This is a genomic window from Paraburkholderia sp. (assembly GCF_050742655.1).
GTDB lineage: Bacteria > Pseudomonadota > Gammaproteobacteria > Burkholderiales > Burkholderiaceae > Paraburkholderia.
Genome location: NZ_JBOIGG010000008.1, coordinates 150,363 through 175,437, shown reverse-complemented (window position 1 = coordinate 175,437; position 25,075 = coordinate 150,363). Strand labels below are relative to the sequence as shown.

The following is a 25,075-nucleotide window of genomic DNA, read 5'->3' as shown; positions in this document are numbered from 1 at the left end:
TTCAGCCACGCGTCGCACTCAGGTTTTCAGGCGATAACCGGTCTTGAAGATCCACGCGACGCCGCCCATCAGCACCGCGAGAAACACCACGGTCATGCCGAGGCTCACGCCGACGTGCACGTCGGCGATACCGTAGAAACTCCAGCGAAAACCGCTCACCAGATAGACGATCGGATTGAACAGCGTCACGACGCGCCACACGGGCGGCAGCATGTCGACCGAATAGAAACTGCCGCCGAGGAACGTCAGCGGCGTGATGACGAGAAGCGGCACCATCTGCAGCTTTTCGAAACTGTCCGCCCAGATGCCGATGATGAAACCGAACAGGCTGAACGTCACGGCCGTCAGCACCAGGAACAGCACCATCCAGAACGGATGCAGGATCTGCAGCGGCACGAACAGCGCCGCGGTGGCGAGAATGATGAGGCCGAGCACGATCGACTTCGTCGCCGCGGCGCCGACATAGCTGACGACAATCTCCACGTACGACACCGGCGCCGACAGCAATTCGTAAATCGTGCCGCTGAAGCGCGGAAAGTAGATGCCGAACGACGCGTTCGAAATACTCTGCGACAGCAGCGACAACATGACCAGCCCGGGCACGATGAACGACCCGTAGCTGATGCCGCCGACCTGGCTGATCCGCGAGCCGATCGCCGAGCCGAACACGACGAAATACAGCGACGTCGAAATGACCGGCGCGATGATGCTCTGCATCAGCGTGCGCCAGGTGCGCGCCATCTCGAAGCGATAGATCGCGCGGATTGCGTGAATGTTCATGTTGCGCTTTCCTTGTCTCGACTCGCGTGCGTGCCGCCGTTCGCATCGCGTTGGCCCTTCACGAGGCTGACGAAGATGTCTTCGAGCGAACTCTGCGTGGTCTGCAGATCCTTGAAGCGGATACCCGCATCGCTCAGCGCGTTCATCAACGCGACGATGCTGGTGCGCCGGTCCGCGGGTTCGCCTGTTGTTTGCGTCGCGTGCTCTTCGTGCGAGTCGTACGTGTAGATGAGTTCGTTGCCGTCCGCCGACAGTTCCAGCCGGTATTCGGCCAGTTGCGGCGGCACCGCCGCGAGTGGGCCTTCGAGCTGCACGCTCAGTTGCTTCTTGCCGAGCTTGCGCATCAGTTCGGCCTTGTCTTCAACCAGCATGATCTCGCCGCCGTTGATCACACCGATGCGGTCGGCCATCTCTTCGGCTTCGTCGATGTAGTGCGTGGTGAGGATGATCGTGACGCCGCTTGCGCTCAAGCCCCGCACGAGGTTCCACATGTCGCGGCGCAGTTCGACGTCGACGCCCGCGGTCGGCTCGTCGAGAAACAGGATCTGCGGCTCGTGCGACAGCGCTTTCGCGATCAGCACGCGGCGCTTCATGCCGCCCGACAGCGTGATGATCTTGTTGTTACGCTTTTCCCACAGCGACAGGTCCTTCAGCACCTTCTCGATGTACGCGGGGTTGGCCGGCTTGCCGAACAACCCGCGGCTGAACGATACAGTGGCCCAGACGGTTTCGAATGCGTCGGTGGTCAGTTCCTGCGGCACGAGGCCGATCAGCGAGCGCGCCGCGCGATAGTCGGTATTGATGTCGTGACCCGCGACCGTGATGGTGCCTTCGGTGGGCCGAACGATCCCGCAGATCGTGCTGATCAGCGTCGTCTTGCCGGCGCCGTTCGGTCCGAGCAGCGCGAAGATTTCGCCGCGCCGGATCGACAGGTCGATCTGCTTGAGTGCGTGAAATCCCGACGCGTAGGTTTTCGAGAGATTCGTGACGGAGAGGATCGTTTGCATGCCCGCGACGATAGCAGAAGTCGTCGCTGCAGTGGCGGCGTCCGGCGCAATCATTGAGCATGACGCGCTGCAGCGGAAGCGGATTGGGCGAGAGTCACCGACAGGTCGCGGCGATTGTTCGGCTGGAACCGACGAATGGGCCGGTGTCCATCTTCAATACATCGCCAATACGTCCCAAAACCGGCAAGGTTTTCTGTCGCTACGCCAACAGCAGGTCAGCTGCGGAACATTGTGTTGCCTGCATGACGGTAATGCTCCGCCAATACCCATACCGCTACTACTCAACGCGGACGGTGGCCACGCTTCGAACCACGCGTCGACGGCGCGCCGCCCGCGGCAAGACGTTCCTGCGCGACCGCACGCACCGCGTCGATCAGCGCACGACCCGCCGGCGAAGGCTGCGAATCCGAACGCAGGATCAGGCCGACCGGTTCGTCGGTCCCCGCGAATGGCAACGGCAGACGCACCAGCACGCCGTGCGCGAGATCGTGTTCGACCGCGCCCGCGGGCACGAACCACACTGCGTCGTTCGAGAGCGCAAGCGCGCGCCCCACCGATACCGACAGCACCTCGACGAACGACGACAGCGGCGGCACGCCCCACACCGTCAGCAGACTTTCCGCCGACTGCCGGATCATCGTGCCGTACGGCGGCAACACGACCGTGTAGTCGAGCAGCGTAGCCGGCGGCCCCGGGTTCTCCGCCATCGGATGCCCGGCGCGCACGACGGCCACGAGCGGCTCGCCATACAGCTGTTCGAAGCTCAGGCCGACCATCCGTTCCGGATCGGCGAGCCGTCCCACCGCGAACTCGATCGCGCCGGCTTTCAGCCAGCCCATCAGTTCGACGTTCGACGCGGTGGCAAGCTGCACGACCACATGCGGCCACTGCGTCGCAAAGCGCTTGAGCACCGGCGGCACGAGCGAGGGCGCGACCGTCGGCAGCATGCCAACCGCGAGCGTCGCGGCGACCATGCCCTGCGCCCCTGCCAGCAGATCCACGCCCTGCCGCAGCGCGCTCACGCACGCGCTCGCGTGCGGCAGGAACAGCTGCCCCTCGCGGGTCGGCACCGCGCCGCGCCGGCCGCGCTCGAACAGCTTCACGCCGAGAATCGCTTCGAGTTCGGCAATGGTCTTCGACACCGCGGGCTGCGTGACCGACAGGCTTTCGGCCGCTTTCTGCACGCCGCCGAACTGCGCGACGGCGAGAAAGCACTGCAGATGACGGAATTTGACGCGGCTGTCCGCAAGGCTACGTTGCATAACGAGGGGTTATACGAAACACGATAAAACGTCATTTTGCATAACTTCCTGGATTAGTTAAAGTCGCCTCATCATTCCCCATCCAGACGGAGACACCCGATGGGCGACACCCTCCTCACACCGCGCGACTTCGCATCGCATCCCGCGTATCTCGAACCCGGCTACCGTTCGTCCGTGAAGCGCGGACCGACGCGCCCACTGATTCCGCTGAAGGAGCGGCTGCGCGACCAGCACGTGCCGGTCTACGGCGCCGACGATCTCGGCGCGCTCGATCACGACCTGACGCGCAACGCGGTCGTCAACGGTGCGCCGCTCGGCGAGCGGATCATCGTCACGGGCCGCGTGCTCGACGAAGGCGGCCGCCCGGTGCGCAATACACTGGTCGAAATCTGGCAGGCGAACTCGACGGGCCGTTACGTGCACAAGACCGACCAGCACGACGCGCCGCTCGATCCGAACTTCCTCGGCGCGGGCCGCTGCGTGACCGACCAGGACGGCCGCTATCGCTTCCTCACGATCAAGCCCGGCGCGTACCCGTGGGGCAATCATCCGAACGCGTGGCGCCCGAATCACATCCATTTCTCGCTGTTCGGCGACTACTTCGGTTCGCGCCTCGTCACGCAGATGTATTTCCCCGGCGATCCGCTGCTCGCGTTCGATCCGATCTACCAGGGCACGCCTGCGGACGCGCGCGAACGGTTGATCTCGCGCTTCTCGCTCGACGTCACCGAAGAAGGCTTCGCGCTCGGCTACGAATTCGACATCGTGCTGCGTGGCCGCGACGAAACCCCGCTGGAGCGCTGAACATGACGACGCTGAAACAGACGCCCTCGCAAACCGTCGGTCCGTACTTCGCGTACGGCCTGTGTCCGCAGCAATACGATTTCGCTTTTCGCAGCCTGTTCACCGCGACGCTCGCCGACCGCGAAGCGAAGGGCGAACACATCACGATCGTGGGCCAGGTGTTCGACGGCAACGGCGAAGCGGTGTTCGACGCGATGCTCGAGGTGTCGCAGGTGGATAGCGACGGCCGCTATCCGGCTTCGCGCGAAGAGTGCATCGCGAGCGGCTTTCGCGGGTTTGCGCGCGTCGGCACGGGCACCGATCCGCAGCGGCGCTTTATCGTCGAGACGGTGAAGCCCGGCCGCACGGCACCGGACGAAGCGCCGCATCTGAATGTGATCGTGACGATGCGCGGCATGTTGCTGCACACGTTCACGCGCATCTATTTCGACGACGAGACGGCCGCGAACGAACGCGACCCGGTGCTGACGAGTGTGCCGGCCGAACGGCACGCGACGCTGATCGCGCGGCGCGAGCCCGGTGATGGAGCGGCGGTGTATCGCTTCGACATCCACATGCAGGGCGAAGGCGAGACGGTTTTCTTCGACCTGTGAACGCGGCGCAGCGGGATATTCAACCGCCGAACTTTTCACGAGGCTTTCACATGGATCGCCTACGATGCGATCTGCGATGAACTCGCAACTCCGGTAACAGTTCGGCCCGCTATCAAGCGGGCCTTTTTTCTGGCGCGTTCTTCGCATCCAGCGTGCGCAGGAACGTCCACGGATAGATACCTTGCGCGTGCCCGTCGCTGAACGCGATCTGCACGCCGTACCCCATCGGCTGCACGTCGACGATTGCAACGTCTTGCGGCACGTGCAATGTCCGATCGCCAGCAAGCCTTGCGCGCCGGCATGCTGCGCACGGACACTGCGCGCGCAGCAGCGCATGAGCGAGCGTCTGCGCGTACGCGTCGTCCCATTCGAGCGTCAGCGTGCGCGCACGCCCGTCGACGCTCACGCGCTGCAGCACAATCATCGCGCAGCTCCGTCGATCTGCGCGAGCGCAATGCGCACCGCTTTGCGCACCTCGGGGTCCGCATCGGACATCGCGGTTTCGAGCGCGGGCCGCGCTTGCGCGTCGCCTAGTTCGCCAAGCGCAAGCGCCGCCTCTTTACGCAGATTGCTGATCGCGTGCGCGAGCAGCGCGGCAACCTGCACGACCGCGCGCCCGTCGCGCAACTTGCCCAACGCACGTACGGCCTGCAGACGCACCTGCCAGTATTCATCGTCGAGCGCGGCGAGCAACGCGTCGCATGCATGCGGCGCGCGCAGTTTGCCGAGCGTCGTCGCAGCGGCTTCACGCACCTGCCACACGTCATCGCGCAACGCGCGCAGCAACGCACCGACCACCTGCACATCCGCCCCATCCGCTGCATCCGTCGCTCCGGCGAGACCGAGCGCGCCAGCCGCCGCACGCCGCACGTCCGCGTCAGGATCGTCGGCGGCGAGTTCGGTCAGCGGGCCGAGCGCTCGGCCATCCTTGAGCCAGCCAAGCACGCTCACGGCTTCGAGACGCACAGCCGCGTCAGCCGCATGCAACGCGGCGAGCGCGGGCTCGAACGCGCCTGCATAGCGCAATTCGCGCAATGCCCGCAGCGCAGCCGCGCGCACGAACGGCGCGTCGTGCGTGCTCCAGCGCGCGACGATCGGCGCATAGCGCACGTCCTTCAGTTGCGACAAGCTCAGCGCAGCGGCATCGCGCACGTCGTCGGCCGGATCGACGAGCGCCGCGCACAGCGCTTCGACGACGTCGTCGCGCTCCCACGCGCCGAGCACGTACGCGGCCTCCGCACGCACTTCGTCGGCAGGGTCCGCACGCAACAGCGCGACGATCGGCGCGAGTGCGCTTTCGTCTTCGAGATCCGCGAGCGCAAGCAGCGCGATGCGGCGCACCGCCGCATCCGTCGATGCGAGGCGCGGCAGCAACGCCGCCGCTTCGGGATCGAGCGAAGCAGGATCGAACAGCAGTGGAATCGATGCGCTATCGGTCATAGCAGTCATATCGGTCAGCGCAGCAGATAAGGAATCTCGACCTTCACCGCACCCGTCGGGCAATCCTTCTCGCACGGCATGCAGTACCAGCATTCGTCGAACTTCATGTACGCCTTGCCCTTCGATACGTCGATCGCGAGCAGATCGAGCGGGCACACGTCGACGCACACTGTGCAGCCCTTGTCCGCGATGCAGCGGTCTTCGTCGATCGTAACGGGCGCGGTGCTGCGCTGGAAAATGTCGTGCGGCGTGGTGGACATCGTGGGTTCCTCGTGTTTCTGGTCAAACGTCGGCAAGCGCGGACTCGCCGATACGCAGATTGCGGTAGGCGTCGCTGTCGCGTGCATCGAGCGGCACCACGTACGGTTCGACCGCGCGCTTCGCGCTCGTCATGCGGCCGGACGCGTCCTTTGTCAGATGCGTATGGCAAAACCAGTTTGCGTCGTCGCGCTGCGGATAGTCGACGCGATGGTGATAAAGCCCCCAGCGGCTCTCAGTGCGAAACAGCGATGCGTGCGCGGCCATCTCCGCGCAATCGCGGATCGCGCGCACTTCGGCGGCACGCATCAGCTCGTGCGGGTTGTCGGCCTTGATCGCGTCGATATCGTCGGCGATGTCAGCGAAGCGCTGCAGGCCGATCTCCATCTTGCGTGTGACCTTCGGCGGTTGCAGATAATCGTTCACCATCCGCCGCAGCTTGTATTCGACCTGGGCGGGTGCAAGGCCCGTCGTACGTTCGAGCGGTGCGTAGATGCGCGCGCGTTCGGCGGCGATCTGCGCGTCGTCGAGCGGCGCATGCTCGCGGCCCGCGACGTAGCGCGCCGCGTTCGTGCCGGCAAACCAGCCGTACGTGAACGCGCCGAGCATGTAGTTGTGCGGCACCGCGGCCATGTCGCCCGCCGCGTAGAGACCGGGCACCGTCGTCTCCGCGCGCTCGTTCACGTACACGCCCGATGCGCTATGCCCGCTACAAAAGCCGATCTCCGAAATGTGCATCTCGACCATCTGCTGCCGGTAATCGGTGCCGCGTCCTGCGTGGAAACGTCCGCGACTCGGACGTTCGTTGGTGTGCAGAATCTGCTCGATGGTCTGGATGGTCTCTTCGGCAAGATGGTCGAGCTTCAGGAATACCGGCCCGTTGCCACTCTGCAGTTCCTGATAGAACTCCCACATCATCTGCCCGCTCCAGTAATCGCATTCGATGAAGCGCTCGCCCTTGCCGTTCGCGGTAAACCCGCCGAGCGGCCCGGTCACGTACGCACACGCGGGACCGTTATAGTCCTTGATCAACGGATTGATCTGGAAGCACTCCAGATTCGCGAGCGCCGCGCCCGCGTGATAAGCCATCGCATAGCCGTCGCCAGCGTTGGTCGGGTTTTCATACGTGCCCATCAGATAGCCCGATGACGGCAGACCGAGCCGGCCGGCCGCGCCACAGCACAGGATCACCGCCTTCGCGCGAATCACATGAAACTCCGCGGTGCGGCAGTCGAAACCGAGCACGCCGCATACGTGCCCCTGCGCGTCCAGCAGCAGCCGCGTCGCGACGACGCGATTGGTGATCGCGACACGCGCGCGCTTCAGTTGCCGGTACAACACCTTCTTGATATCGCGCCCTTCGGGCATCGGCAGCACGTATGAGCCCATGTGATGCACTTTCTTCACCGCGTAGTCGCCGGTGCCGTCCTTCTCGAACTTCACGCCCCAGCGGTCGAGTTCCTCGATCGTCGCGAAGCTGTGCCGCGCGTACGCATAGACCGCCGACTGATCGACGATGCCGTCGTTCGCGATCGTGATCTCCTTCGTGTACTGCTCGGGTGTCGCGTGGCCTGGAATCACCGCGTTGTTCAGGCCGTCCATTCCCATCGAGATTGCGCCGCTGCGCTTGACGTTCGCCTTTTCCAGCAACAGCACCTTCAGCGACGGGTCCGCCTCTTTCGCCTTGATGGCCGCCATCGGGCCCGCCGTGCCGCCGCCTACCACCACGACGTCGTATTCGCTCACCTGCGTGTTCATCGTGCCGCCCTCGTGTTGCGATCCGCTTTCTGACGGTCGACGCGCAAGCGGTACTGGAATGCGTCGCCGCGAAAATACAGGTGCTCGTAGTCGACCGGTGTGCCGTCGGCCGTGTGCGTGAGCCGTTCGATGCGCAGCACGGGACCACCCTCCTCGATATTCAACGCATCGACGAGTTCGTCATCGGCGAGAATCGCATCGATCGATACATCGGCGTGACCGAGCGCGAGCCCGCAGTCGTTCTCGAGAATCAGGAAGATGTCGCGCGTGACGAGGTCCGCGTTCGCGAGCCGCTTGCCGAGTGCTTCGGGCACCCACGTGACCTCGAGCGACACCGGCTCGCGATTGAGCAGCCGCACGCGATGAATCTCCGCGACGCGCGCCCCTTCCGGCAACGCGAGCCGTTCAGCAATGCGGCGGTCCGCCTGCACGAAACGCAGCGAGCGCAACTGGTTGACGATCTCGTAGCCCATCGACGACATCGCCTCCGCAAAGCCTTGCAACGCGGTGACGTTCTGAAACGCCTTCGGCTTCGACACGAACGTACCCTTCCCGTGCAGGCGGAACACGAGCCCCTCCTTCTGCAGATCGCCGAGCGCCTGACGCACCGTGATGCGGCTCACGCCGAAGCTCGCGCACAGTTCGCTTTCGGACGGCATGCGGCTGTGCGGTGCGTAGGTGCCGTCGAGGATGCGCGCGCGCAGCGCCGTCTTGATCTGCTCGTAGAGCGGCGGCGGGGACAGCTGGATGAGGTTTGCGGAGAGGTTTGGCACGTTGTGCGTCAACTTGTTATGACAAGATGACGCACAGTGTAGGGAGCGAGGTCGGGCGGGCCAACGAAGTTTTCGTGCTATGTATTTCTGCAGAAAGGCTATGGCATGATGTAGCGGATACTCACCGGATCTCGTCTCATGCAGCGCCGCCCTACTCCCCACCTCGATTTCGACGACGCGACGCTAAAGGCCACATTCGCGATCGAAACGTTGAAGCTCCTGAACGACAGCAACGAACCTTGTTGATGAGCGACACTCCCTCGCAACTTACCCAACCAGTGCTGACGGGCCAACGTGTGGAACTCCGTCCACTGGAACGCGAACACGCACCCGGTCTGCTCGAAGCGGCTGCGGACGGCGAACTGTGGAACCTGAAGATCACGGTCGTGCCCAGCCCCGCCACCGTCGACGCATACATCGCGACCGCACTGGAAGGACAGCGTGCCGGCACGGTGATACCGTTCGTCATCGTCGATCGCAACAGCGGACGGATCGTCGGCAGCACGCGGTTCTGGAAGATCGATCGCGCGAACCGGAAGCTGGAAATCGGTCATACGTGGTTGAGTGCGTCGGTGCAGCGGTCCAGCGTCAATACCGAGGCCAAGTACCTGCTGCTGGCTTATGCGTTTGACACGATGGAATGCGTGCGCGTCCAGTTCACGACCGACGAACTCAACGAAAAATCGCGCACCGCGATTCTGCGCATCGGCGCGAAACAGGAAGGTATCGTTCGACACGAGCGCATCATGCCGGACGGGCGAAAACGCAATTCGGTACGCTTTAGCATCATCGATTCCGAGTGGCCCGACGTGAGGACGATGCTGCTGACGAGGCTTGCAGTTTCATGATCCGCACACCGAAGATCACGCTAGCGTACATCGACGAACCGCCGTTCGGCTGGACGCAAGCGGACGGCTCGGCCACCGGCGCCGACGTCGAACTGGCGGACACGATACTGCGTGCGATCGGCGTGACGACGATCGTCCATCGTCCGACGACGTTCGCCGAGCTGCTGCCCGGCGTGGCAAACGGACGGTGGGACATCAACGTGCCGCTCTTCATCACGGCGGAGCGCGCGACACACGTGAATTTCAGCCTGCCCGTGTGGGCGATCGGCGATGGCTTCCTGGTTCAGGCGGGCAATCCCAAACAGCTGACGGACTATGTTTCTCTGGCCCGTCGCAGCGACGCGCGGCTCGGCATCATCACAGGGCAGGTGCAGCATGACGCGGCGATACGTGCGGGCGTGTCTGCAGAACAGATCGTGCTATTGAGCGAACAGTCCGACGCGATCGACGCGCTACGCAGCGGCGCAATCGATGCATACGCGAGCACGGCGCTGGGCAATCGCATCGTCGCGGAGCGGATCGGCACGGACATCGTGGCCGCGATCGCGCACGACGCGAATCATGTCGAATGCTATTCGGCACCGCGCGGCGCCTTCTCGTTTTCGCAGCGAGATCGCACGCTGCTCGATGCGTTCGACCGGCAATTGCGGATCTATCTGGGTTCGGCGGATCATCGGGAGCGGATGGGGCGGTTCGGATTCACTGCGAGTGAAATAGATCCGGTGGTGCCGCGCTAACGCATACAAGGGAGTCAACCTCAGATGACGAAGCTCTCAAAAGTAAAGCGCCATCGTGGCGTATTCAGGACATTGGCCGCCTCGCTGGCAACAGGCGCAGTCCTGTCCGCGTCCGTTTCGACATCGGCATTCGCGCAGACGAACGACACAAACCCATCGATGGCGGCCGTGTTCGCGCCTGGCGGCACGTTGCGCGCATCGATCAATCTTGGCAACCCGGTCCTCGCGATGCTCGATCCAACGACGGGCAAACCGGTCGGCGTGTCCGTCGATCTCGCGACCGAACTTGCGAAGCGACTTGGCGTGCGGCTGGAACTCGTCGCGGTCAAATCGGCGGGCATGTCGGTCGAGAATGTGAATCAGAACAAGGCGGACATCGGGTTCTTCGCCATCGATCAGAAGCGCGGACAGGAAATCGCGTTCACCAAACCGTATGTGCTGATAGAAGGTTTTTATCTCGTGCGAGACGCTTCGCCGATCATGACCAACGACGAAGTCGATCGCTCCGGTGTGACGGTCGCGGTCGGTGCGGGCAGCGCTTACGATCTCTTTCTGACGCGTGAACTGCATCACGCCACGCTCGTCCGCATTCCGACTTCGCCCGCGGTCGTGCAGAGTTTTCTGGATCAGCATCTGGATGTCGCGGCGGGCGTCAAGCAACAGCTCGAACACGACGCCGCTAAAACGGGCGGACTGCGGATACTCAATCAGCGCTTCATGGTGATCCGTCAGGCGATGGGCGTGCCCAAGGCAAGAGGCGACGAAGCGGCTGCATACCTGTCGAAATTCGTCGAGGACATGAAGGCGTCGGGCTTCGTTGCGGCGTCGCTGGCGCGGCATCGCATTGCGGGTGCGGAGGTCGCGGGCGCCGACGACTGACGTGTGGCGCGCGCAGGTCAGTGAAGCATCAAGGGCACCACGTTATGGTGCTCTCCACCCAAACGACGCCCCGCTTTTTTGCTCCAATCGACAGCGCGAATCACGCAGTGTATAAACGCCTCAGACATAGAGAGGGACGCGCAATCCCAAGGAACCTGTCCGATGATTTCTCAATTGCTGAAGGTTTTCGGTGACTCGAACACGGAGGTACGAAGCAGGCTCTTTGGCATCTACGGCTTGTTGATCGCGATTAACGTCGTTGCGTGGATCTGGGCCGTCGTGGCATTCAGGAATCACCCCGTCCTGCTCGGAACCGCGTTGCTGGCTTACGGGTTCGGACTGCGCCATGCGGTGGACGCGGATCACATCGCCGCAATCGACAACGTCACGCGCAAACTGATGCAGGAGAAAAAGCGTCCGGTCTCGGTGGGTTTCTTTTTTTCGCTCGGCCACTCGACCGTCGTCGTGCTCGCGTCCGTCGCGGTCGCCGTTACCGCGTCCGCGATGGAGTCGCGTTTCAGTCACTACAGGGAAATCGGCGGCATCGTCGGCACGCTGGTGTCGGCGCTGTTCCTGTTTGCGATCGCGTTGATGAACCTCATCATCCTGAGGTCGATCTATCGCGCGTGGCGTCACGTCAGGAGCGGTGGCAAGTACGTCGAAGACGATTTCGACATGCTGCTGGCCGATCGCGGATTTCTGTCCCGGCTCTTTCGCCCGTTGTTCCGCCTGATCACGCGAAGCTGGCACATGTACCCGCTCGGTTTCCTGTTTGGGCTGGGTTTCGATACCGCAACCGAAATCGCGCTGCTCGGCATCGCCGCCACGCAGGCTTCGCACGGCCTTTCGCCGTGGGCCATCATGGTGTTTCCGGTGCTGTTCAGCGCCGGTATGTCGCTGGTCGACACGCTCGACGGCCACATGATGCTGGGCGCCTATGGCTGGGCGTACCTGAAGCCGATTCGCAAGATCTACTACAACATGACCATCACGATGGTGTCGGTGATCGTCGCAATCGTGATCGGGGGTATCGAAGCGCTGGGACTGCTCGCGGACCAGCTAAAGCTTCAAGGTCCATCGTGGGATGCGATCGGTGCGCTGAACGACCACTTCGGCACCCTCGGGTACGTCATCATCGGTATTTTTGCGCTGAGCTGGCTTGCGTCGGTGCTGATCTATCGGGTGAAGCGCTTCGATGAACTCGAGGTCAACCGCTAGTAGCCACTAGCAGCGACACAAAAAAACGGCCTTCCCCATCCGCAAGAACCGCCGCACGGGGAAGGCCCAATTAGCCTTGAACAACATCGAAAACCACTCCGGCCCACCGCGACCGGAGCGCGAAACTGCGGTCGATCAGAACTTGTGCGTCATGCCGATAATAGCGGCCAGCTGGTGGTTGTTCGACGAGTATGACGACCCGCTGAAGTCGGCCACTGCCTGCTTGCCCGTCGAATCGACGCCCGACGCGGTTTCGAAGAAGCCGATCGCGTAGAACGACGTGCGCTTCGACAGCGAGTAGATCGCGCCCAGGTTGAACTGGTTGTACTTCGCGCTACCCACGCCGTCCGCGCCGCTGTTGTGCGTGTAGATGTAAGCGCCTGCCAGCGTCAGTGCCGGCGTCAGGGCGTACTTCACGTTCAGTTCGCCCGAATTGAACGTCGCCGTGCCGCCGTTGTACTTCGTACCGAAGCTACCCACCGCGCTCACCGAACCGAGGTTCTGGAACTGCGTGTTCGAGTACAGCAGCGCGATCGTCGCCGGCCCGACCACGTACGAACCGCCAGCCGTGATGATCTGCTGCGAACCTGCCGATGCGTAGCCGCCGTAAATGCGGCTCGGCATGTTGTTGTTCGCGCCAGTCGCCGACGACGAAGGCGTCGCCGAATTGCCCTGGTCGCCGAACGTCGCGTAGTACGGGTTCTTCGTGAACATGTAGCTCGCGCCGAGCTTGATCGGACCGTTCGCATACGACACGCCCGTATCGATCACTTCGTTCTGCGAGAAGTGCCCCGCCTGACCGCCGAGGCTGTACAGCACGCCGACCTGCAGACCGCGGAAATTCGGGCTCGTGTACTTGATCGAGTTCTGGACGCGGTTCGACGTATCGACGTTATCGACGTCGCCCGCACGCGTGCCGTAGCCGAGACCCGACGCGGCCCAGTCGGCACCCGATGCGAACGTGGAGGTCGCGTCGTTGCTCGCCGAGTACTGGCGACCGGCGGTCACCGTACCCCACGTATCGCTCTTCAAGCCGACGAATGCTTTCCGGCCGAACAGCAGGCCACCCTGGCTCAACCCGCCCGTGCCGAGCGTGTAGCCGTTTTCCAGCGTGAAGATCGCCTTCAGGCCACCGCCGAGGTCTTCGGCACCCGTCAAGCCAAAGCGCGACGACGTGCCGCTGGAAAACGAATATAGCTTGCTGCCCTTGACGTTGTTGTTGAAGAGAATACCGCCGTCGGCGATGCCGTACAGCGTGACGCTGCTTTGCGCGTGCGCGACGCCCGCGAATGTGCCGATCACAAGGAGGGCGGCCGTGGTCTTTTGCATTTTCATCTGGTTTCTTCTTTCAGTTATCAGTGAGGCTCGAGCCTCGTTATTCACGCGAGAAAGGCCGAAGGATCCGGGAAACGCGCGATTATTCGGTCACCTCCTCGAAGGCGGCCAGCCAGAACTTACATAGCGGAAATAATTCGCATACCAAATCTTTCAGCGCACAAGCTACCCGTTCACAAGCGAGAGAATCGTCTTTTATCCCCGGGACGCAAGACAATCGAAGACCCATGAGCGTGCGGCTCCCCGCACGTTAGGGGTCGTCAGTTTCATTCTCGTGAAAACGTATTCAGTAGGCTTTATGCGTAGCGTATCCGGCCGGATGCGTCGGTTCCGGACAACACCTATTTTGAAAAGCTGGCAAATTTTCGGAAATTCAGGTGCGCGACGGCACGAGGACGACGGCTAGCCGAACGGTCGCACGCCGATCCACGAGCCGTGCAGCCAGAACGCGAACAGCGCCCAGGCGACGGCACCGATGATCACCGGCAGGACGTCGCGCGAGAGTCTGCCCGCTGGATACACGATGCTGTCGGCGAAATCGCGACGGCGCGCCGCGGCGAAATCGACGATCGTCCACACGAGAAACGCACCGAACAGCACGAGCGCGTTCAACGTGCCGTTCGCGAGCAGATGCGCGATTGCCCACAGCGCGATGCCGATCACCATCGGATGCTTGAGGATCGCCTTGAAGTGCGTCTCCGGGACGTACGCGGCCGTAAAGAGAATGAAGGCAAACAGTGTGAGCAGCCCGGCGAGATGCGGTGCCCAGGCGGGAGGAGCCCAGAGGACGACCGGTTCGCGCCGCGCGAGACCGTAGCCATAGATCAATACGATGAAGCCGGCGATCGACACGATCGAGTAGACGGTTTTCCAGAGGTTGGCGCCGTACCGCGCGATCTGCGCGCGGCGCCATCCCTCCGCGACAATCCGCACCGAGTGAACGCCCAGAAAAATCAGCAGCCCCAGTATCAGCACCGACATGACCTGCTCCTCGTGACTGGCGAACCCGGATGGCCGCGATTGTCGCCCAGGAGCCGGGGGTTGCCAAGACGCACGGCAACATACGCTTGACTGTTCAATCGGCGGACGGAATCCACGGCGCCTTTGCCGCGTCGCTGTCGCGGAACGCCGGAAACTTCGCGCCGAGTTCGGCGATCGTGTGGATATCGTTCTTCACGAGGTCGTCGCGCGTGATCAGCGCGGGCTTGACAGCGATCCGGCTGCCCGGGTTCTGCCCCGCGACCAGCAGGGCCGCCGCCCGCACCGACACCGCGCCGACCACGGCCGGGTTGGTCGCCGCGGTCGCAACCCAGGCGCTGCCCGGCGCACGGATCGCCTCGATGTCGGCGGTCGAGATGTCGGCGCTGTAGATGCGGATCTTCGACGACAGCTTCGCTTCGTCGGCTGCAAGCTTCGCGCCGCGTGCAAATTCGTCGTAAGGCGCGAACACGACACGAATGTCGGGATGCGCACGATACGCAGCCGCGGACTGATTCGCGACCGACTGCGCGATCGGATTGTCGACGGTGCCCCAGCGCGCCTTTTCCTGCACCTTCGGATGCGCTTCCTTGAAGCTGCGCCACACCGCGTCGCGCCGGTCGAGTGGCGCGAAACCGGCCACGTACACGTAGCCTGCCGAGAACGCATCGCCGTTATCCTTCACCGCGCGATCGAGCAACAGCGTCGCGAGATCGCGATCGCTCTGTTCGATCTGCGGCACTTTCGGGTTGTTCAGGTCGACGTCGAACGCGACGACCTTGATGCCCTTGTCGAGCGCGCGCTGCACGACGTCCTTCAACGACTCCGGCAACCCGTGATTGACGATGATCGCCGACACGCCGAGGCTGATCGCCTGCTGGATCTGCTCGCGCTGTTCGGCCGCGTCCTGACGGCCTTCGTAAATGCGCAGGTCGATGCCGAGCGCTTTCGCCTGTTTCTGCGCGCCGGCCTCGTACGCCTGGAAGAAATCGCCGGTCGACAGATAGTTGACCAGCGCGATCTTCACGCCGCCCTTGTCGAACGGCGCGGGTGCGCCTTGCAGCGAGGCCGCGTGTGCAACCGGTGTCGCGACGCCGAGCGCGGTCAATCCGAATACGGTCAGTACGGCCAATGCAGCAGCAATGCGTTGCGATGCGCGCACGCGGCGCGCAACACGGACGAGCGGTCTCATCGAGAGTCCTTTATGTGTGGGTTGACGCGAAAAAACAGAAAGAGCTATTCGTGCGCGGTCTGCGCTGTCCCTGCTGTATGCATCGCGCGATAGCGCGCGCCCGGATGTGGCTCGGCGAGCCGCGCACCGCCGCCGTGCAGTTTCTCGCGCAGCGTCCCCGGTGCGTAGTCGGTCTTGTAGACACCGCGCCGTTGCAGTTCCGGCACCACCAGGTCGACGAAATCGGTGAACGTTTCGTGCGTCAGCGCATAGGCGAGGTTGAAGCCGTCGACATCGGTCTCGTCGATCCACGACTGCAGTTCGTCGGCGATTTCCTGCGGGTCGCCGACCGACAGCGGCCCCAGCCCGCCAATGCCTCCCCACTTCGCGATCTCGCGCACGGTCCACACGCGCGTCAGGTCGGCGCTCGACAGCGCCTCCACCGCCGACTGCACCGCATTGCTCTCGATATGCCGCAGCGGTTCGTCGAGCGAGTACTTCGACAGATCGATGCCGGTCCAGCCGGACATCAGCGCGAGCGCACCTTCGTCGCTCGCATAGCGGCGATAGTCCGCGTGCTTCGCGTGCGCTTCCGCCGAGGTCTTGCCGGTAATCACCGTATGCAGGTTGAAGATCAGTACGTCGTGCGGATCGCGGCCGAACGACTTCACGCGCGCGCGGATGTCGGTGACGAAATTCTTCAGGATCGTGCGTGAAGGTGCCGCGATGAAAATACATTCCGCGTGCTGCGCGGCGAAGTCCTTGCCGCGTTTCGACGCGCCCGCCTGATACAGCACTGGCGTGCGCTGCGGCGACGGCTCGCACAGATGGATGCCCGGCACGTCGAAGTAGGTACCGTGATGACCGATCGGATGCACCTTCGACGGCTCGGTGAACACGCGACGCTCGACGTCGCGCACTACTGCATCGTCTTCCCACGACGATTCCCACAGCTTGTAGCAGACATCGAGGTATTCGTCGGCGAGCGCATAGCGTTCGTCGTGATTCGCCTGGCTCGGCAGCCCGATGTTGCGCGCCGCGCTGTCCAGATACGACGTGACGATGTTCCAGCCGACACGTCCACCGGTCAGATGATCGAGTGTCGACATGCGGCGGGCGAACGGGTACGGATGCTCGTACGACAGCGAGCACGTCACGCCCAAGCCGAGATGCTCCGTCACGTTGGCCATCGCGGAGACGAGCAGAACCGGGTCGTTGACGGGCACCTGCGCGGCCTGACGGATCGCCGCCTCGCCGCTGCCCTGGAACACGTCGTAGATGCCCAGCACGTCGGCGATAAACAGCCCGTCGAACTTGCCGCGTTCGAGCAGCTTCGCGAGGCTCGTCCAGTAGTCGAGATGTTTGTAGCGCCACGACGTGTCGCGCGGATGCGCCCACAAGCCGGGCGATTGGTGTCCGACGCAGTTCATGTCGAACGCGTTGAGGCGGATCTGTCGGGTCATCGTCGGAATCCAGACTGCGTTATAGCGCGCCATGACGCGGCGGCAGCGCGTCGTTCAGATAGTAGTTGCCGATCGCGATGTACTTCCAGCGCACCGGATCGTGCAGCGTATGCGTGCGCGCGTTGCGCCAGTGGCGATCGAGGTTATGCTCGGCGAGCGTCGCCTGCGTACCCGCGAGTTCGAGCAATCGCGTCGACGCCTGCAACGCGATCTCAGTCGTCGCCGCGCGTGCCTGCGCAACCGCGATCGACGCCGCCGCCACCGTGTGCTCGTCGGAATGCGCAGCCGCCGCATCGACGCTGCGGCCCGCGCGCTCGACAAGCGCATCGGCCGCGTGCAGTTGCAGCGCGAGCTTGCCGAACAGTTCGAGCGTCAGCGGATCGTCGCTGGCCCGTTCGACGCCGCTGTCGATCCACGGCCGCGACCGGTCGCGCACGAAGCGTCGCGCATCGGCGAACGCCGCACGCGCGATGCCGAGATCAACGGCCGCATGAATCAGCTGGCCGAGTGGGCCGACCGTCGTCGGCCGCGCATCGAACGCTGAACTGTACGGCACCACCGCCGCAGCCTCGACGTACACGTTGTCGAGCGTCGTCGTGCCGCTGCCGGTCGTACGCTGACCGAAGCCCGACCAGTCGTCGACGACCGACAGCCCCGGCGCATCGGCCGGCGTGAACGCGACATACAGCGTGTCGTCGGCCGCTTTCGCGACGACCGGAATCCATTGCGCGAACAACGCGCCGGTCGAGTAGTACTTCGTGCCGTTCAGCCGAAAACCGGCACCATCTAGCGTGAGCGTCGTGCGATAGTCGCGCACGGTCTTCGTGCCGCGTTCGGACAGCGCATTGCCGAAGCGATCGCCGGCGAGCGCGCGTTCGAAGTAGAACGCCTGCTGCTCGCGCGTGCCGTTCACGCGCAGCACGTCGAGCATGAAGAAATGGTTTTGCGGAATCTGGCCCAACGCGGGATCGGCAGCGGAGATGATCGCCGTCACTTCGGCGAGCGTCGCGAACGACACCTGCGGGCCGCCGAATTCGCGCGGCACCGCGATGCCCCATAGCCCACTCGCCGAATACGCATCGATCTCGTCGAACGGCAGACGCCGCTCACGATCGCGCTCCGATGCGCCCTGTGCGAACGTGTCCGCTAGCGAGCGCGCGACGTCGAGCGCGTGCGAGTCGTTTTCGATCCGCCCCGCTCGTTGATGTGCATGAGAAACCGGTTGTGGCAATGCGCTCATGACATCAGTTCCACGGATGACGCGCCGGTTTGACGCCGTTCAGATAGTAGTTGCCGACGAGGTGATACTTCCAGCGCACCGGATCGTGCAGCGTATGCGTGCGCGCATTGCGCCAGTGGCGATCGAGGTTGTGCTCGGCGAGCGTCGCCTGGGTGCCCGCCAGTTCGAACAGCTTCTCGCTCGCGAGCAGCGCGATTTCGGTGGTCAGCACCTTCGCCTCGCCGACCGCCACCGATGCGCGTGCGACGTCGTCTTCGCTCGTGTCATGTTGCGCGGCGATGTCGTCGAGCGTGCGCGCCGCGCGTTCGAGCAGCGCCTCGGCCGCATGCAGCTGGATGTGCAGGTGACCGATCTCGCGCAACGTCAAAGGATCGTCGCTTGCGCGTTCGACCTTGCTGTCGATCCACGGCCGCGAGCGCGTGCGTACGAACGTCAGCGTATCGTCGACCGCGGCGCGCGCGATGCCCGCGTCGATCGCGGCCTGGATGATCTGCGAGATCGGACCGTTCAGCGTCGGGAAGTCCGACACGCGATGCGCGGGAAACACATGCGAAGCCGGCACCCGCACGTTCTCCAGCACGACAGTGCCGCTCGCGGTCGTGCGCTGGCCGAAGCCGGACCAGTCGTCGATGACCGACAACCCCGGCGTGCCCTTCGGAATATAGGCGAGCCAGCCCTTGCGATCGTCGTCGAGTCCGAGCACCGGCACGTAGTGCGCGAACAGCGCGCCGGTCGAATAGAACTTCGTACCGTCCACTACGTATTGATCGCCGTCGCGCCGCACACGGGTCTTCAGATCGAGCACGTGCTTCGTGCCCTTCTCGGAGAAGCCGTTACCGAAGCGTCGACCGTTCAGGATCTCGCCGAAGAAGAAGCGCTTCTGCTCGTCCGTACCCGTCAGCGCGATCACGTCGACGAGCCCGTAGTGGTTCTGCGGCAGTTGCCCGAGCGACGGATCGGCTGCGGCGACGATCTTCACGACCTCGGTTAGCGTAACGAACGACACGCCCGCGCCGCCATAGACTTTCGGTACCGTAATCGCCCACAACCCCGACTGCGAGAACCACTCGATTTCCTCGTGCGGCAAACGGCGTTCGCGATCGCGCACCGCTGCATCTTTCACGAGCCGCTGCGCCAGCGCGTGTGCCGCTGCGATAGCGTCGGCGTCGTCTGCAATAACATGTGCCGTGCTAAGCGCATCGGTTCCCACCGCTTGCGACAAAGCCTTTTCGTCGAGCTCGGCCATGCGAATCTCCGCTGTAGTGACTGTGCGCTCAATCTATCAGCGGGGGTCGCGGGCGCAAACTGAACGTTTCGGCAATGAATATTCCTTGCACGGGCAAGGCGGCTTGCATGTGCGCTTATCGTTGCGCGCACGGAACGAGCAAAGATGAATGCTCGAGAGCATAAAAAAAACCGCACGCGTTGTATAACGCGTGCGGTTTTTGCTGACACGACAAACCCGGCGCTTGGCCGGGCCGTGCAATCAGAAGATGTTGCGCAGGCCGATCGCGACGCCGGTCTGGTTGTTGCGGCCCGGGTAGTCGGCGAGGAACGCGCCGTTGCCGCGGGTGAAGTCGACCGTGCCATACACTTCGGTCCGCTTCGACAGCGAGTATTCGGCGAGTACCGTGGCCGAGTAGTTGACGCCGACGCCGAGCGAGCCGTCGAGCTTCGCCGCGTTGCGGGCGTGATCGTAGTAGCCGGCGAACGTCAGCGCCAGCGGCGGCGTGACCTGCCACGTCGAACCGACGTAGAAGCTGTCGTCGATGCGGTTCGGGCTCACGCGCGGCAGCGTCGGCGCGCCGGACTGCTGCATATCGAGGTCGGCGAGACCGGTGTTGTCCTGCGAATGCAGCCAGCCTGCCAGCAGCTTCAGGGTCGGCGTGATCGAATAGGCCGTGCTCACGTTCACGATGTTGAACTTCTTGCCGGAGACGTCGTTCTGCTGGAAGCCCACGTCGGCCGACAGCGGGCCAAACGCGTACGACGCGGTCAGGCCGTACATGCTGTTCTCGCCGGTGCTGCCCGCGACGCCGCCGAAGCCGTACATGCCTTCCACGTGCAGGCCGCCGAACTGGCCGGTGTACTTGACGGAGCTATTGGTGAACAGGAACGGGCCGACCGGGTTGTAGACGTAGCTGTCCTGCCAGTAGTCGGCGACGGTCAACGGGTCATAGACGTTGCCCATCATGTCGAAGAACGGCGTCTGCTGGCGACCGAGGGTCAGCGTGCCGTACTTGTCGTTCGACAGCCCGACGTAAGCATTACGTTGGAAAAGTGTGTTGTTGCTGTTATCGAATTTGCCGGACCACAACTGGAACTGATTCTCCAACTTGAAGATCACCGACGTGCCGCCGCCGAGATCTTCACTGCCTTTCAAGCCGAAGCGGCTGGGTGTTTCAACGCCCTCGCCCATCGAAACCTGACTGTCGTTCTTCGAATTGGCATTGGTCAGATAACGGATGCTCGTATCGACCAGGCCATACAACGTTACTGAACTCTGTGCAAAAGCCGATTGTGCGGAAAGGGTAAGCAGAGCGACGCCAAACGCCGCAGTAGTCTTTTTCATTAATGTCCCCATCATTTTGTTCAGGCCGGCGATGCGCAGAAGCATAAGCGCACGCATTGTGATGAAATTCGATACGCCAGGAGAAATCAGCGCATGAAGTGTGGCGATGATATTTCCGACAAATTCAATTGTTTTATGAATTCGCTTCAATGTTGCCCGACCGCAACATGGAGTTGACTTCTCGACGATGACGCCGTTGATCGACGCAGTTATAACGGGGTGCCGGCGGTTGCCGGCAGATGGGAACGAGCGGGAACGAGCGCTTTTTTTCTAATACTGCCGGCCGATACCCACCGGGCATAAGCGCACTCGCTTAAATCGCCGGCCAATATCGGCCGGCGATGTCCGGTTTATTTTATTTGTCTGTCGTCAGTACGACCCTGAAGCGCGCCTTGCCGCTCATCATCCGGTCGTAGGCCTCTGCTGCACGGGACAGCGGATATTCCTCGATCATCGGCTTCACGCCGGATAACGCGCTGAACGCGAGCGTCTCCTGCGAATCCGCCGCGGTACCGGACGGCCAGCCCTGAACCGAATTGCGACCCATGACGAACTGCGTGACAGGGACTTCGACAGGCTCCTGCGATACACCGACCATGATCAGCTTGCCGTTGCGACCGAGGCCGCCGAGCGCGGCGCTCATCGCCTTGCCGCTCGTGACTGTCGCAAGAATGACGCGCGCGCCGCCGAGTGCCTGCAACGCTTCGCCGACGTTCTGCGATTCGCTGTCGACGTAATGATGTGCGCCGAGCTGTTTCGCGAGCGGCGCCTTGTCCTGTCCGCGCGCGATGGCCACCGTGACGAAGCCCATCTTGCGCGCGAACTGCACGCCGAGATGGCCGAGTCCGCCGATCCCGAGTATCCCAACCACATCGCCCGCGCGCGCTCCGCTATTGCGCAACGCGTTGAACGTGGTGATACCGGCACAAAGAAGCGGCGCGGCATCGACGTCGGACAGATCGTCGGGAATGCTCGCCAGCGCTTCCTGCGGCGCCACCATGTATTCCGCGTACCCGCCGTCGTAGCTGATGCCGGGTATCAGCGCGGTCTTGCACAGGACAAAGTCGCCGTGCCGGCAACTGTCGCAATGGCCGCAGTGGCCACCGTGCCAGCCCACGCCGATCCGTTGTCCGACCCGCCACTCTTCGACACCCTCACCGAGCCGGTCGATCACACCCGCGATCTCGTGCCCCGGCACACGCGGAAACTGCAGACCGGGCCAGTGGCCTTCCTTCGTAAGCGAGTCGCTATGGCAAATTCCGCAGGCCTGCACCTTGATCAGCACATGCCCTTCGGGCGGTTCCGGCACGTCGCGTTCGACGAGTTCCAGAGGACCGTTCGCTTTCGCTACCTGAACTGCGCGCATCGTTCGCATCGATTGCTCCTTGATATGGAAGAAATCCCTGCGGTGTGCCTGGGGGTGTCTGAAACTGCCCGCATCCGATGAAACCCGGACACCGTTTGTAGTGAAGTCGCGGCGCGTCGAAACCTGGATGGCGAACGGTAGGTCGGCGCCTTGCGCGGGCGGCTCTCATTGTAATGCTCGAATATGGCCGATCGATCCGCGACGATTTCAGTTCTCGTGTGTTGCGCCGGCGAGCGACTGAACCTCTTTGACGCGTTCGGCCTGGAGCTTCTGCCGCATGCCCTTCGCGGCCACGATCATGTTGATCAGCGCGGCTTCGGTCTCCGGCCAGCCGCGCGTCTTCAGGCCGCAATCCGGGTTGACCCAAAGACGCTCGGCGGGGATCACGTTGCACGCACGCTCGAGCAGGAGCTGCATCGTGTCGACGCTGGGCACGCGCGGCGAATGGGTGTCGTAAACACCGGGACCGATGCCGTTCGGATACGCGAATGCGCCGAAGCCGTCGAGCAATTTCATCGACGAACGCGACGTCTCGATCGTGATGACGTCCGCGTCGAGGGCCGCGATCGACGGCAGGATGTCGTTGAACTCCGAATAGCACATATGCGTGTGGATCTGCGTCGCGTCCGACACGCCGCCCGCGGCAATCCTGAACGCGCGCGTCGCCCATTCCAGGTACGTCGCCCAGCCGTCCTGGCGCAACGGTAGCCCTTCGCGAAACGCGGGCTCGTCGATCTGGATGATGCGGATGCCAGCCTTTTCGAGGTCGATGACCTCGTCGCGAATCACCAGCGCCAGTTGCAGCGCGGTGGTCCAGCGCGGCTGATCGTCGCGCACGAACGACCATTCGAGCATCGTCACCGGGCCGGTCAATACGCCCTTCAGCAGCCGGTCCGTCAACGACTGCGCGTAACAGGCGGCATCCACGATCATCGGCTCGGGCCGGTAGACGTCGCCATAGATGACCGGCGGCTTCACGCATTGCGAACCGTAGTTCTGAATCCAACCGTTTTCCGTCGACGTGCAGCCCCACAGCTTGTCGGCGAAAAACTCGATCATGTCGTTGCGTTCCACCTCGCCGTGCACGAGCACATCGAGGCCGAGTTCTTCCTGCTTGCGCAATATCGTCGCGGTTTCCGCGCGCATGCGTTCAAGGTAGTCGAGCGCACTCAGTTCGCCGCGCCGATAAGCCGCGCGCGCCTGCCGGATCGCGGACGTCTGTGGGAACGAGCCGATCGTGGTGGTCGGCAGCAGCGGCAACTTCAGCGAATGACGCTGCACCCTGCTGCGGTCTTCGAAGGGGCTCTTGCGGCTGGCCATCGCGTCCGTCACGGCCGCGGCCCTTCTTTGCACGAGCACGTTAGTCACCGCGCTCGACGCGCGCCGCGCGTCCAGTACGCGATCCGCGGCCGCGAGCGCAGGCTCCGCCGCGGCCGGATCGCGCAGCGCGAGCGCGATCGTGCCGATCTCATCGAGTTTTTCCGTCGCGAATGCTAGCCACGACTTCAGGTCGGGATCCAGCTTCTTTTCCGACTCGAGCGTAACCGGCACGTGCAGGAACGAACACGACGGCGCAACCCACAGACGGTCACCGCGTTCCGCATGCATGACCCGCAGCGACTCGACGATGTCGGCCAGATCCGCGCGCCAGACATTCCGCCCATCGATCACACCGGCCGACAGCACCGTGTCCACAGGCAGCGCCTTGTGCCACGTATCGAGTTGCTGCGGCGCTCTGACGAGATCGATATGCACGCCGTGGACCGGCAGTTTCGCAACGAGCGGCGCACGATCGGCGGCCGTGTCGAAATACGTCGCCAGCAAAACCTTCACGCCCAGCGTGCCCAGTACGTCGTACGTCGCGGAGAACGCTTCAAGCCATTCCTCGTCGAGGTCGAGGCAAAGCGCGGGCTCATCGAACTGCAGCCACTCGATACCGCGTTCCTTCAGCGTCTCGACGAGGCGCATGTAGCGGACCACGAGCCTCGGCAGCAACGACAGCCGATCAAGGCCAGCGATATCGCTCCTGGACAGCCATAAATAAGTGATCGGTCCGATCAGCACGGGCTTGACCGGCAGATTCAGCGCGAGTGCTTCGTCGATCTCGTCGAAGAACCAGTCGACCCCACCGTTGAAAGCGGTCTGCGGTCCAAGTTCCGGCACGAGGTAGTGGTAGTTGGTATCGAACCACTTGGTCATTTCCATCGCCGGCTGCGCAGCGTTGCCACGCGCGAGGTCGTAGTACTGCGCCAGCGTCAGCGTCGCGGGCTCGAATCCGAAGCGCTCCGGCAGCGCACCGAGCAGCGCGGTCAGATTCAGCATCTGGTCGTAATACGCGAAATCGCCGACCGTCACGAAGTCCAGCTTCGCCGCCCGCTGCTGTTCCCAATGACGGGCGCGCAATTCCTTTGCGACGCTTCGCAGACAGGTATCGTCGGACTCGCCACGCCAGAACGATTCCTGCGCGAACTTGAGCTCGCGATGCGCGCCAATGCGCGGAAAGCCGTGTATGTGAGTGCGAACCATGATGAATCCCCGAATGAATGGTCGACAGTTTGAAAGTCGCGCTATGATTCATCAAGCGACATGTTTT

The 25,075-nt window shown here is 63.2% G+C and carries 23 protein-coding genes; 6 read left to right on the top strand and 17 right to left on the bottom strand.

The annotated features are described in order from the left end of the window. Positions 1–18: 18 nt before the first annotated feature. The 3 genes from ACREXZ_RS13820 to pcaQ all read right to left on the bottom strand — a co-directional run bounded on the left by ACREXZ_RS13820 (position 19) and on the right by pcaQ (position 3,049). Positions 19–780: an ABC transporter permease gene (locus ACREXZ_RS13820; RefSeq protein WP_431764646.1), complete on the bottom strand. Its 762-nt coding sequence runs from the start codon at positions 778–780 to the stop codon at positions 19–21. Then, positions 777–1,787 (bottom strand): ABC transporter ATP-binding protein, encoded by a 1,011-nt coding sequence (locus ACREXZ_RS13815; protein WP_431764645.1) that lies wholly within the window; start codon positions 1,785–1,787, stop codon positions 777–779. Before ACREXZ_RS13815 ends, ACREXZ_RS13820 begins: the two co-directional genes overlap by 4 nt. A 281-nt stretch (positions 1,788–2,068) precedes the next feature. After that, positions 2,069–3,049, bottom strand: coding sequence for a pca operon transcription factor PcaQ (gene pcaQ / locus ACREXZ_RS13810; protein ID WP_431764644.1), 981 nt, complete (start codon positions 3,047–3,049; stop codon positions 2,069–2,071). Between the two features lie 99 nt (positions 3,050–3,148). Here pcaQ and pcaH point away from each other — a divergent pair, with 99 nt between their 5' ends. Together pcaH and pcaG are read left to right on the top strand one after the other, a co-directional pair. Continuing rightward, positions 3,149–3,853 (top strand): protocatechuate 3,4-dioxygenase subunit beta, encoded by a 705-nt coding sequence (pcaH, locus tag ACREXZ_RS13805; protein WP_431764643.1) that lies wholly within the window; start codon positions 3,149–3,151, stop codon positions 3,851–3,853. A gap of 2 nt (positions 3,854–3,855) precedes the next feature. Beyond that, positions 3,856–4,446, top strand: coding sequence for a protocatechuate 3,4-dioxygenase subunit alpha (pcaG, locus tag ACREXZ_RS13800; RefSeq protein ID WP_431764642.1), 591 nt, complete (start codon positions 3,856–3,858; stop codon positions 4,444–4,446). A 112-nt stretch (positions 4,447–4,558) separates the two neighbouring features. Here the strand turns inward: pcaG and ACREXZ_RS13795 are convergent, their stop codons facing one another. Genes ACREXZ_RS13795 through ACREXZ_RS13775 form a run of 5 tightly spaced genes read right to left on the bottom strand, consistent with a single transcriptional unit; the run spans position 4,559 to position 8,675 of the window. Next, positions 4,559–4,870: a gamma-butyrobetaine hydroxylase-like domain-containing protein gene (locus tag ACREXZ_RS13795; RefSeq protein WP_431764641.1), complete on the bottom strand. Its 312-nt coding sequence runs from the start codon at positions 4,868–4,870 to the stop codon at positions 4,559–4,561. After that, positions 4,867–5,895 carry a HEAT repeat domain-containing protein gene (locus tag ACREXZ_RS13790; RefSeq protein WP_431764640.1) on the bottom strand — a complete coding sequence of 343 codons (1,029 nt, stop codon included), beginning with the start codon at positions 5,893–5,895 and terminating at the stop codon, positions 4,867–4,869. The genes ACREXZ_RS13795 and ACREXZ_RS13790 overlap by 4 nt, the downstream gene beginning before the upstream one ends. A 5-nt stretch (positions 5,896–5,900) precedes the next feature. Then, a complete protein-coding gene (locus tag ACREXZ_RS13785) occupies positions 5,901–6,146 on the bottom strand; it encodes a 4Fe-4S dicluster domain-containing protein (protein ID WP_431764639.1) in 246 nt (81 codons plus the stop codon). Between the two features lie 22 nt (positions 6,147–6,168). Continuing rightward, positions 6,169–7,902, bottom strand: coding sequence for a fumarate reductase/succinate dehydrogenase flavoprotein subunit (locus ACREXZ_RS13780; protein ID WP_431764638.1), 1,734 nt, complete (start codon positions 7,900–7,902; stop codon positions 6,169–6,171). Further along, positions 7,899–8,675 carry a GntR family transcriptional regulator gene (locus tag ACREXZ_RS13775; protein WP_431764637.1) on the bottom strand — a complete coding sequence of 259 codons (777 nt, stop codon included), beginning with the start codon at positions 8,673–8,675 and terminating at the stop codon, positions 7,899–7,901. Before ACREXZ_RS13775 ends, ACREXZ_RS13780 begins: the two co-directional genes overlap by 4 nt. A 245-nt stretch (positions 8,676–8,920) precedes the next feature. Here ACREXZ_RS13775 and ACREXZ_RS13770 point away from each other — a divergent pair, with 245 nt between their 5' ends. From ACREXZ_RS13770 to ACREXZ_RS13755, 4 genes are all read left to right on the top strand, one after another. After that, positions 8,921–9,523 carry a GNAT family N-acetyltransferase gene (locus ACREXZ_RS13770; RefSeq protein ID WP_431764636.1) on the top strand — a complete coding sequence of 201 codons (603 nt, stop codon included), beginning with the start codon at positions 8,921–8,923 and terminating at the stop codon, positions 9,521–9,523. Continuing rightward, the gene (locus ACREXZ_RS13765) at positions 9,520–10,260 is read left to right on the top strand and encodes a transporter substrate-binding domain-containing protein (RefSeq protein WP_431764635.1); all 741 of its coding nucleotides are present in this window, start codon (positions 9,520–9,522) and stop codon (positions 10,258–10,260) included. Before ACREXZ_RS13770 ends, ACREXZ_RS13765 begins: the two co-directional genes overlap by 4 nt. Positions 10,261–10,419: 159 nt before the next feature. Beyond that, positions 10,420–11,139: an ABC transporter substrate-binding protein gene (locus tag ACREXZ_RS13760; protein ID WP_431764746.1), complete on the top strand. Its 720-nt coding sequence runs from the start codon at positions 10,420–10,422 to the stop codon at positions 11,137–11,139. Between the two features lie 162 nt (positions 11,140–11,301). Next, a complete protein-coding gene (locus ACREXZ_RS13755; RefSeq protein ID WP_431764634.1) occupies positions 11,302–12,357 on the top strand; it encodes a HoxN/HupN/NixA family nickel/cobalt transporter in 1,056 nt (351 codons plus the stop codon). A 135-nt stretch (positions 12,358–12,492) separates the two neighbouring features. Here ACREXZ_RS13755 and ACREXZ_RS13750 read toward each other — a convergent pair whose 3' ends face one another. The 9 genes from ACREXZ_RS13750 to metE all read right to left on the bottom strand — a co-directional run bounded on the left by ACREXZ_RS13750 (position 12,493) and on the right by metE (position 25,008). Beyond that, positions 12,493–13,692, bottom strand: coding sequence for a porin (locus tag ACREXZ_RS13750; protein WP_431764633.1), 1,200 nt, complete (start codon positions 13,690–13,692; stop codon positions 12,493–12,495). A gap of 402 nt (positions 13,693–14,094) precedes the next feature. Further along, positions 14,095–14,673, bottom strand: coding sequence for an NnrU family protein (locus ACREXZ_RS13745; protein ID WP_431764632.1), 579 nt, complete (start codon positions 14,671–14,673; stop codon positions 14,095–14,097). A 94-nt stretch (positions 14,674–14,767) separates the two neighbouring features. Continuing rightward, positions 14,768–15,862, bottom strand: coding sequence for a substrate-binding domain-containing protein (locus tag ACREXZ_RS13740; protein ID WP_431764631.1), 1,095 nt, complete (start codon positions 15,860–15,862; stop codon positions 14,768–14,770). A gap of 44 nt (positions 15,863–15,906) precedes the next feature. Beyond that, positions 15,907–17,304 carry an LLM class flavin-dependent oxidoreductase gene (locus ACREXZ_RS13735; protein ID WP_431764630.1) on the bottom strand — a complete coding sequence of 466 codons (1,398 nt, stop codon included), beginning with the start codon at positions 17,302–17,304 and terminating at the stop codon, positions 15,907–15,909. A 19-nt stretch (positions 17,305–17,323) separates the two neighbouring features. Continuing rightward, a complete protein-coding gene (locus ACREXZ_RS13730; RefSeq protein WP_431764629.1) occupies positions 17,324–18,544 on the bottom strand; it encodes an SfnB family sulfur acquisition oxidoreductase in 1,221 nt (406 codons plus the stop codon). A gap of 4 nt (positions 18,545–18,548) precedes the next feature. Beyond that, positions 18,549–19,790: an SfnB family sulfur acquisition oxidoreductase gene (locus ACREXZ_RS13725; protein WP_431764628.1), complete on the bottom strand. Its 1,242-nt coding sequence runs from the start codon at positions 19,788–19,790 to the stop codon at positions 18,549–18,551. A 240-nt stretch (positions 19,791–20,030) separates the two neighbouring features. Then, positions 20,031–21,116: a porin gene (locus ACREXZ_RS13720; protein WP_431764627.1), complete on the bottom strand. Its 1,086-nt coding sequence runs from the start codon at positions 21,114–21,116 to the stop codon at positions 20,031–20,033. A 355-nt stretch (positions 21,117–21,471) separates the two neighbouring features. Continuing rightward, complete coding sequence (locus ACREXZ_RS13715; RefSeq protein WP_431764626.1) at positions 21,472–22,491, bottom strand: alcohol dehydrogenase; 1,020 nt, start codon at positions 22,489–22,491, stop codon at positions 21,472–21,474. Between the two features lie 198 nt (positions 22,492–22,689). Further along, a complete protein-coding gene (gene metE / locus ACREXZ_RS13710) occupies positions 22,690–25,008 on the bottom strand; it encodes a 5-methyltetrahydropteroyltriglutamate--homocysteine S-methyltransferase (protein ID WP_431764625.1) in 2,319 nt (772 codons plus the stop codon). Positions 25,009–25,075 lie beyond the last annotated feature (67 nt).

Bases quoted from the DNA above. Each gene is read 5' to 3' on its own strand.
- ACREXZ_RS13720 (WP_431764627.1), bottom strand. From the start codon at position 21,116: ATGAAAAAGACTACTGCGGCGTTTGGCGTCGCTCTGCTTACCCTTTCC.
- ACREXZ_RS13750 (WP_431764633.1), bottom strand. From the start codon at position 13,692: ATGAAAATGCAAAAGACCACGGCCGCCCTCCTTGTGATCGGCACATTC.
- ACREXZ_RS13730 (WP_431764629.1), bottom strand. From the start codon at position 18,544: ATGAGCGCATTGCCACAACCGGTTTCTCATGCACATCAACGAGCGGGG.
- ACREXZ_RS13755 (WP_431764634.1), top strand. From the start codon at position 11,302: ATGATTTCTCAATTGCTGAAGGTTTTCGGTGACTCGAACACGGAGGTA.
- ACREXZ_RS13790 (WP_431764640.1), bottom strand. From the start codon at position 5,895: ATGACTGCTATGACCGATAGCGCATCGATTCCACTGCTGTTCGATCCT.
- ACREXZ_RS13780 (WP_431764638.1), bottom strand. From the start codon at position 7,902: ATGAACACGCAGGTGAGCGAATACGACGTCGTGGTGGTAGGCGGCGGC.
- ACREXZ_RS13760 (WP_431764746.1), top strand. From the start codon at position 10,420: ATGGCGGCCGTGTTCGCGCCTGGCGGCACGTTGCGCGCATCGATCAAT.
- ACREXZ_RS13795 (WP_431764641.1), bottom strand. From the start codon at position 4,870: ATGATTGTGCTGCAGCGCGTGAGCGTCGACGGGCGTGCGCGCACGCTG.
- ACREXZ_RS13765 (WP_431764635.1), top strand. From the start codon at position 9,520: ATGATCCGCACACCGAAGATCACGCTAGCGTACATCGACGAACCGCCG.
- ACREXZ_RS13745 (WP_431764632.1), bottom strand. From the start codon at position 14,673: ATGTCGGTGCTGATACTGGGGCTGCTGATTTTTCTGGGCGTTCACTCG.
- ACREXZ_RS13815 (WP_431764645.1), bottom strand. From the start codon at position 1,787: ATGCAAACGATCCTCTCCGTCACGAATCTCTCGAAAACCTACGCGTCG.
- ACREXZ_RS13735 (WP_431764630.1), bottom strand. From the start codon at position 17,304: ATGACCCGACAGATCCGCCTCAACGCGTTCGACATGAACTGCGTCGGA.
- pcaH (WP_431764643.1), top strand. From the start codon at position 3,149: ATGGGCGACACCCTCCTCACACCGCGCGACTTCGCATCGCATCCCGCG.
- ACREXZ_RS13785 (WP_431764639.1), bottom strand. From the start codon at position 6,146: ATGTCCACCACGCCGCACGACATTTTCCAGCGCAGCACCGCGCCCGTT.
- metE (WP_431764625.1), bottom strand. From the start codon at position 25,008: ATGGTTCGCACTCACATACACGGCTTTCCGCGCATTGGCGCGCATCGC.
- pcaQ (WP_431764644.1), bottom strand. From the start codon at position 3,049: ATGCAACGTAGCCTTGCGGACAGCCGCGTCAAATTCCGTCATCTGCAG.
- ACREXZ_RS13820 (WP_431764646.1), bottom strand. From the start codon at position 780: ATGAACATTCACGCAATCCGCGCGATCTATCGCTTCGAGATGGCGCGC.
- pcaG (WP_431764642.1), top strand. From the start codon at position 3,856: ATGACGACGCTGAAACAGACGCCCTCGCAAACCGTCGGTCCGTACTTC.
- ACREXZ_RS13715 (WP_431764626.1), bottom strand. From the start codon at position 22,491: ATGCGAACGATGCGCGCAGTTCAGGTAGCGAAAGCGAACGGTCCTCTG.
- ACREXZ_RS13740 (WP_431764631.1), bottom strand. From the start codon at position 15,862: ATGAGACCGCTCGTCCGTGTTGCGCGCCGCGTGCGCGCATCGCAACGC.
- ACREXZ_RS13770 (WP_431764636.1), top strand. From the start codon at position 8,921: ATGAGCGACACTCCCTCGCAACTTACCCAACCAGTGCTGACGGGCCAA.
- ACREXZ_RS13725 (WP_431764628.1), bottom strand. From the start codon at position 19,790: ATGGCCGAGCTCGACGAAAAGGCTTTGTCGCAAGCGGTGGGAACCGAT.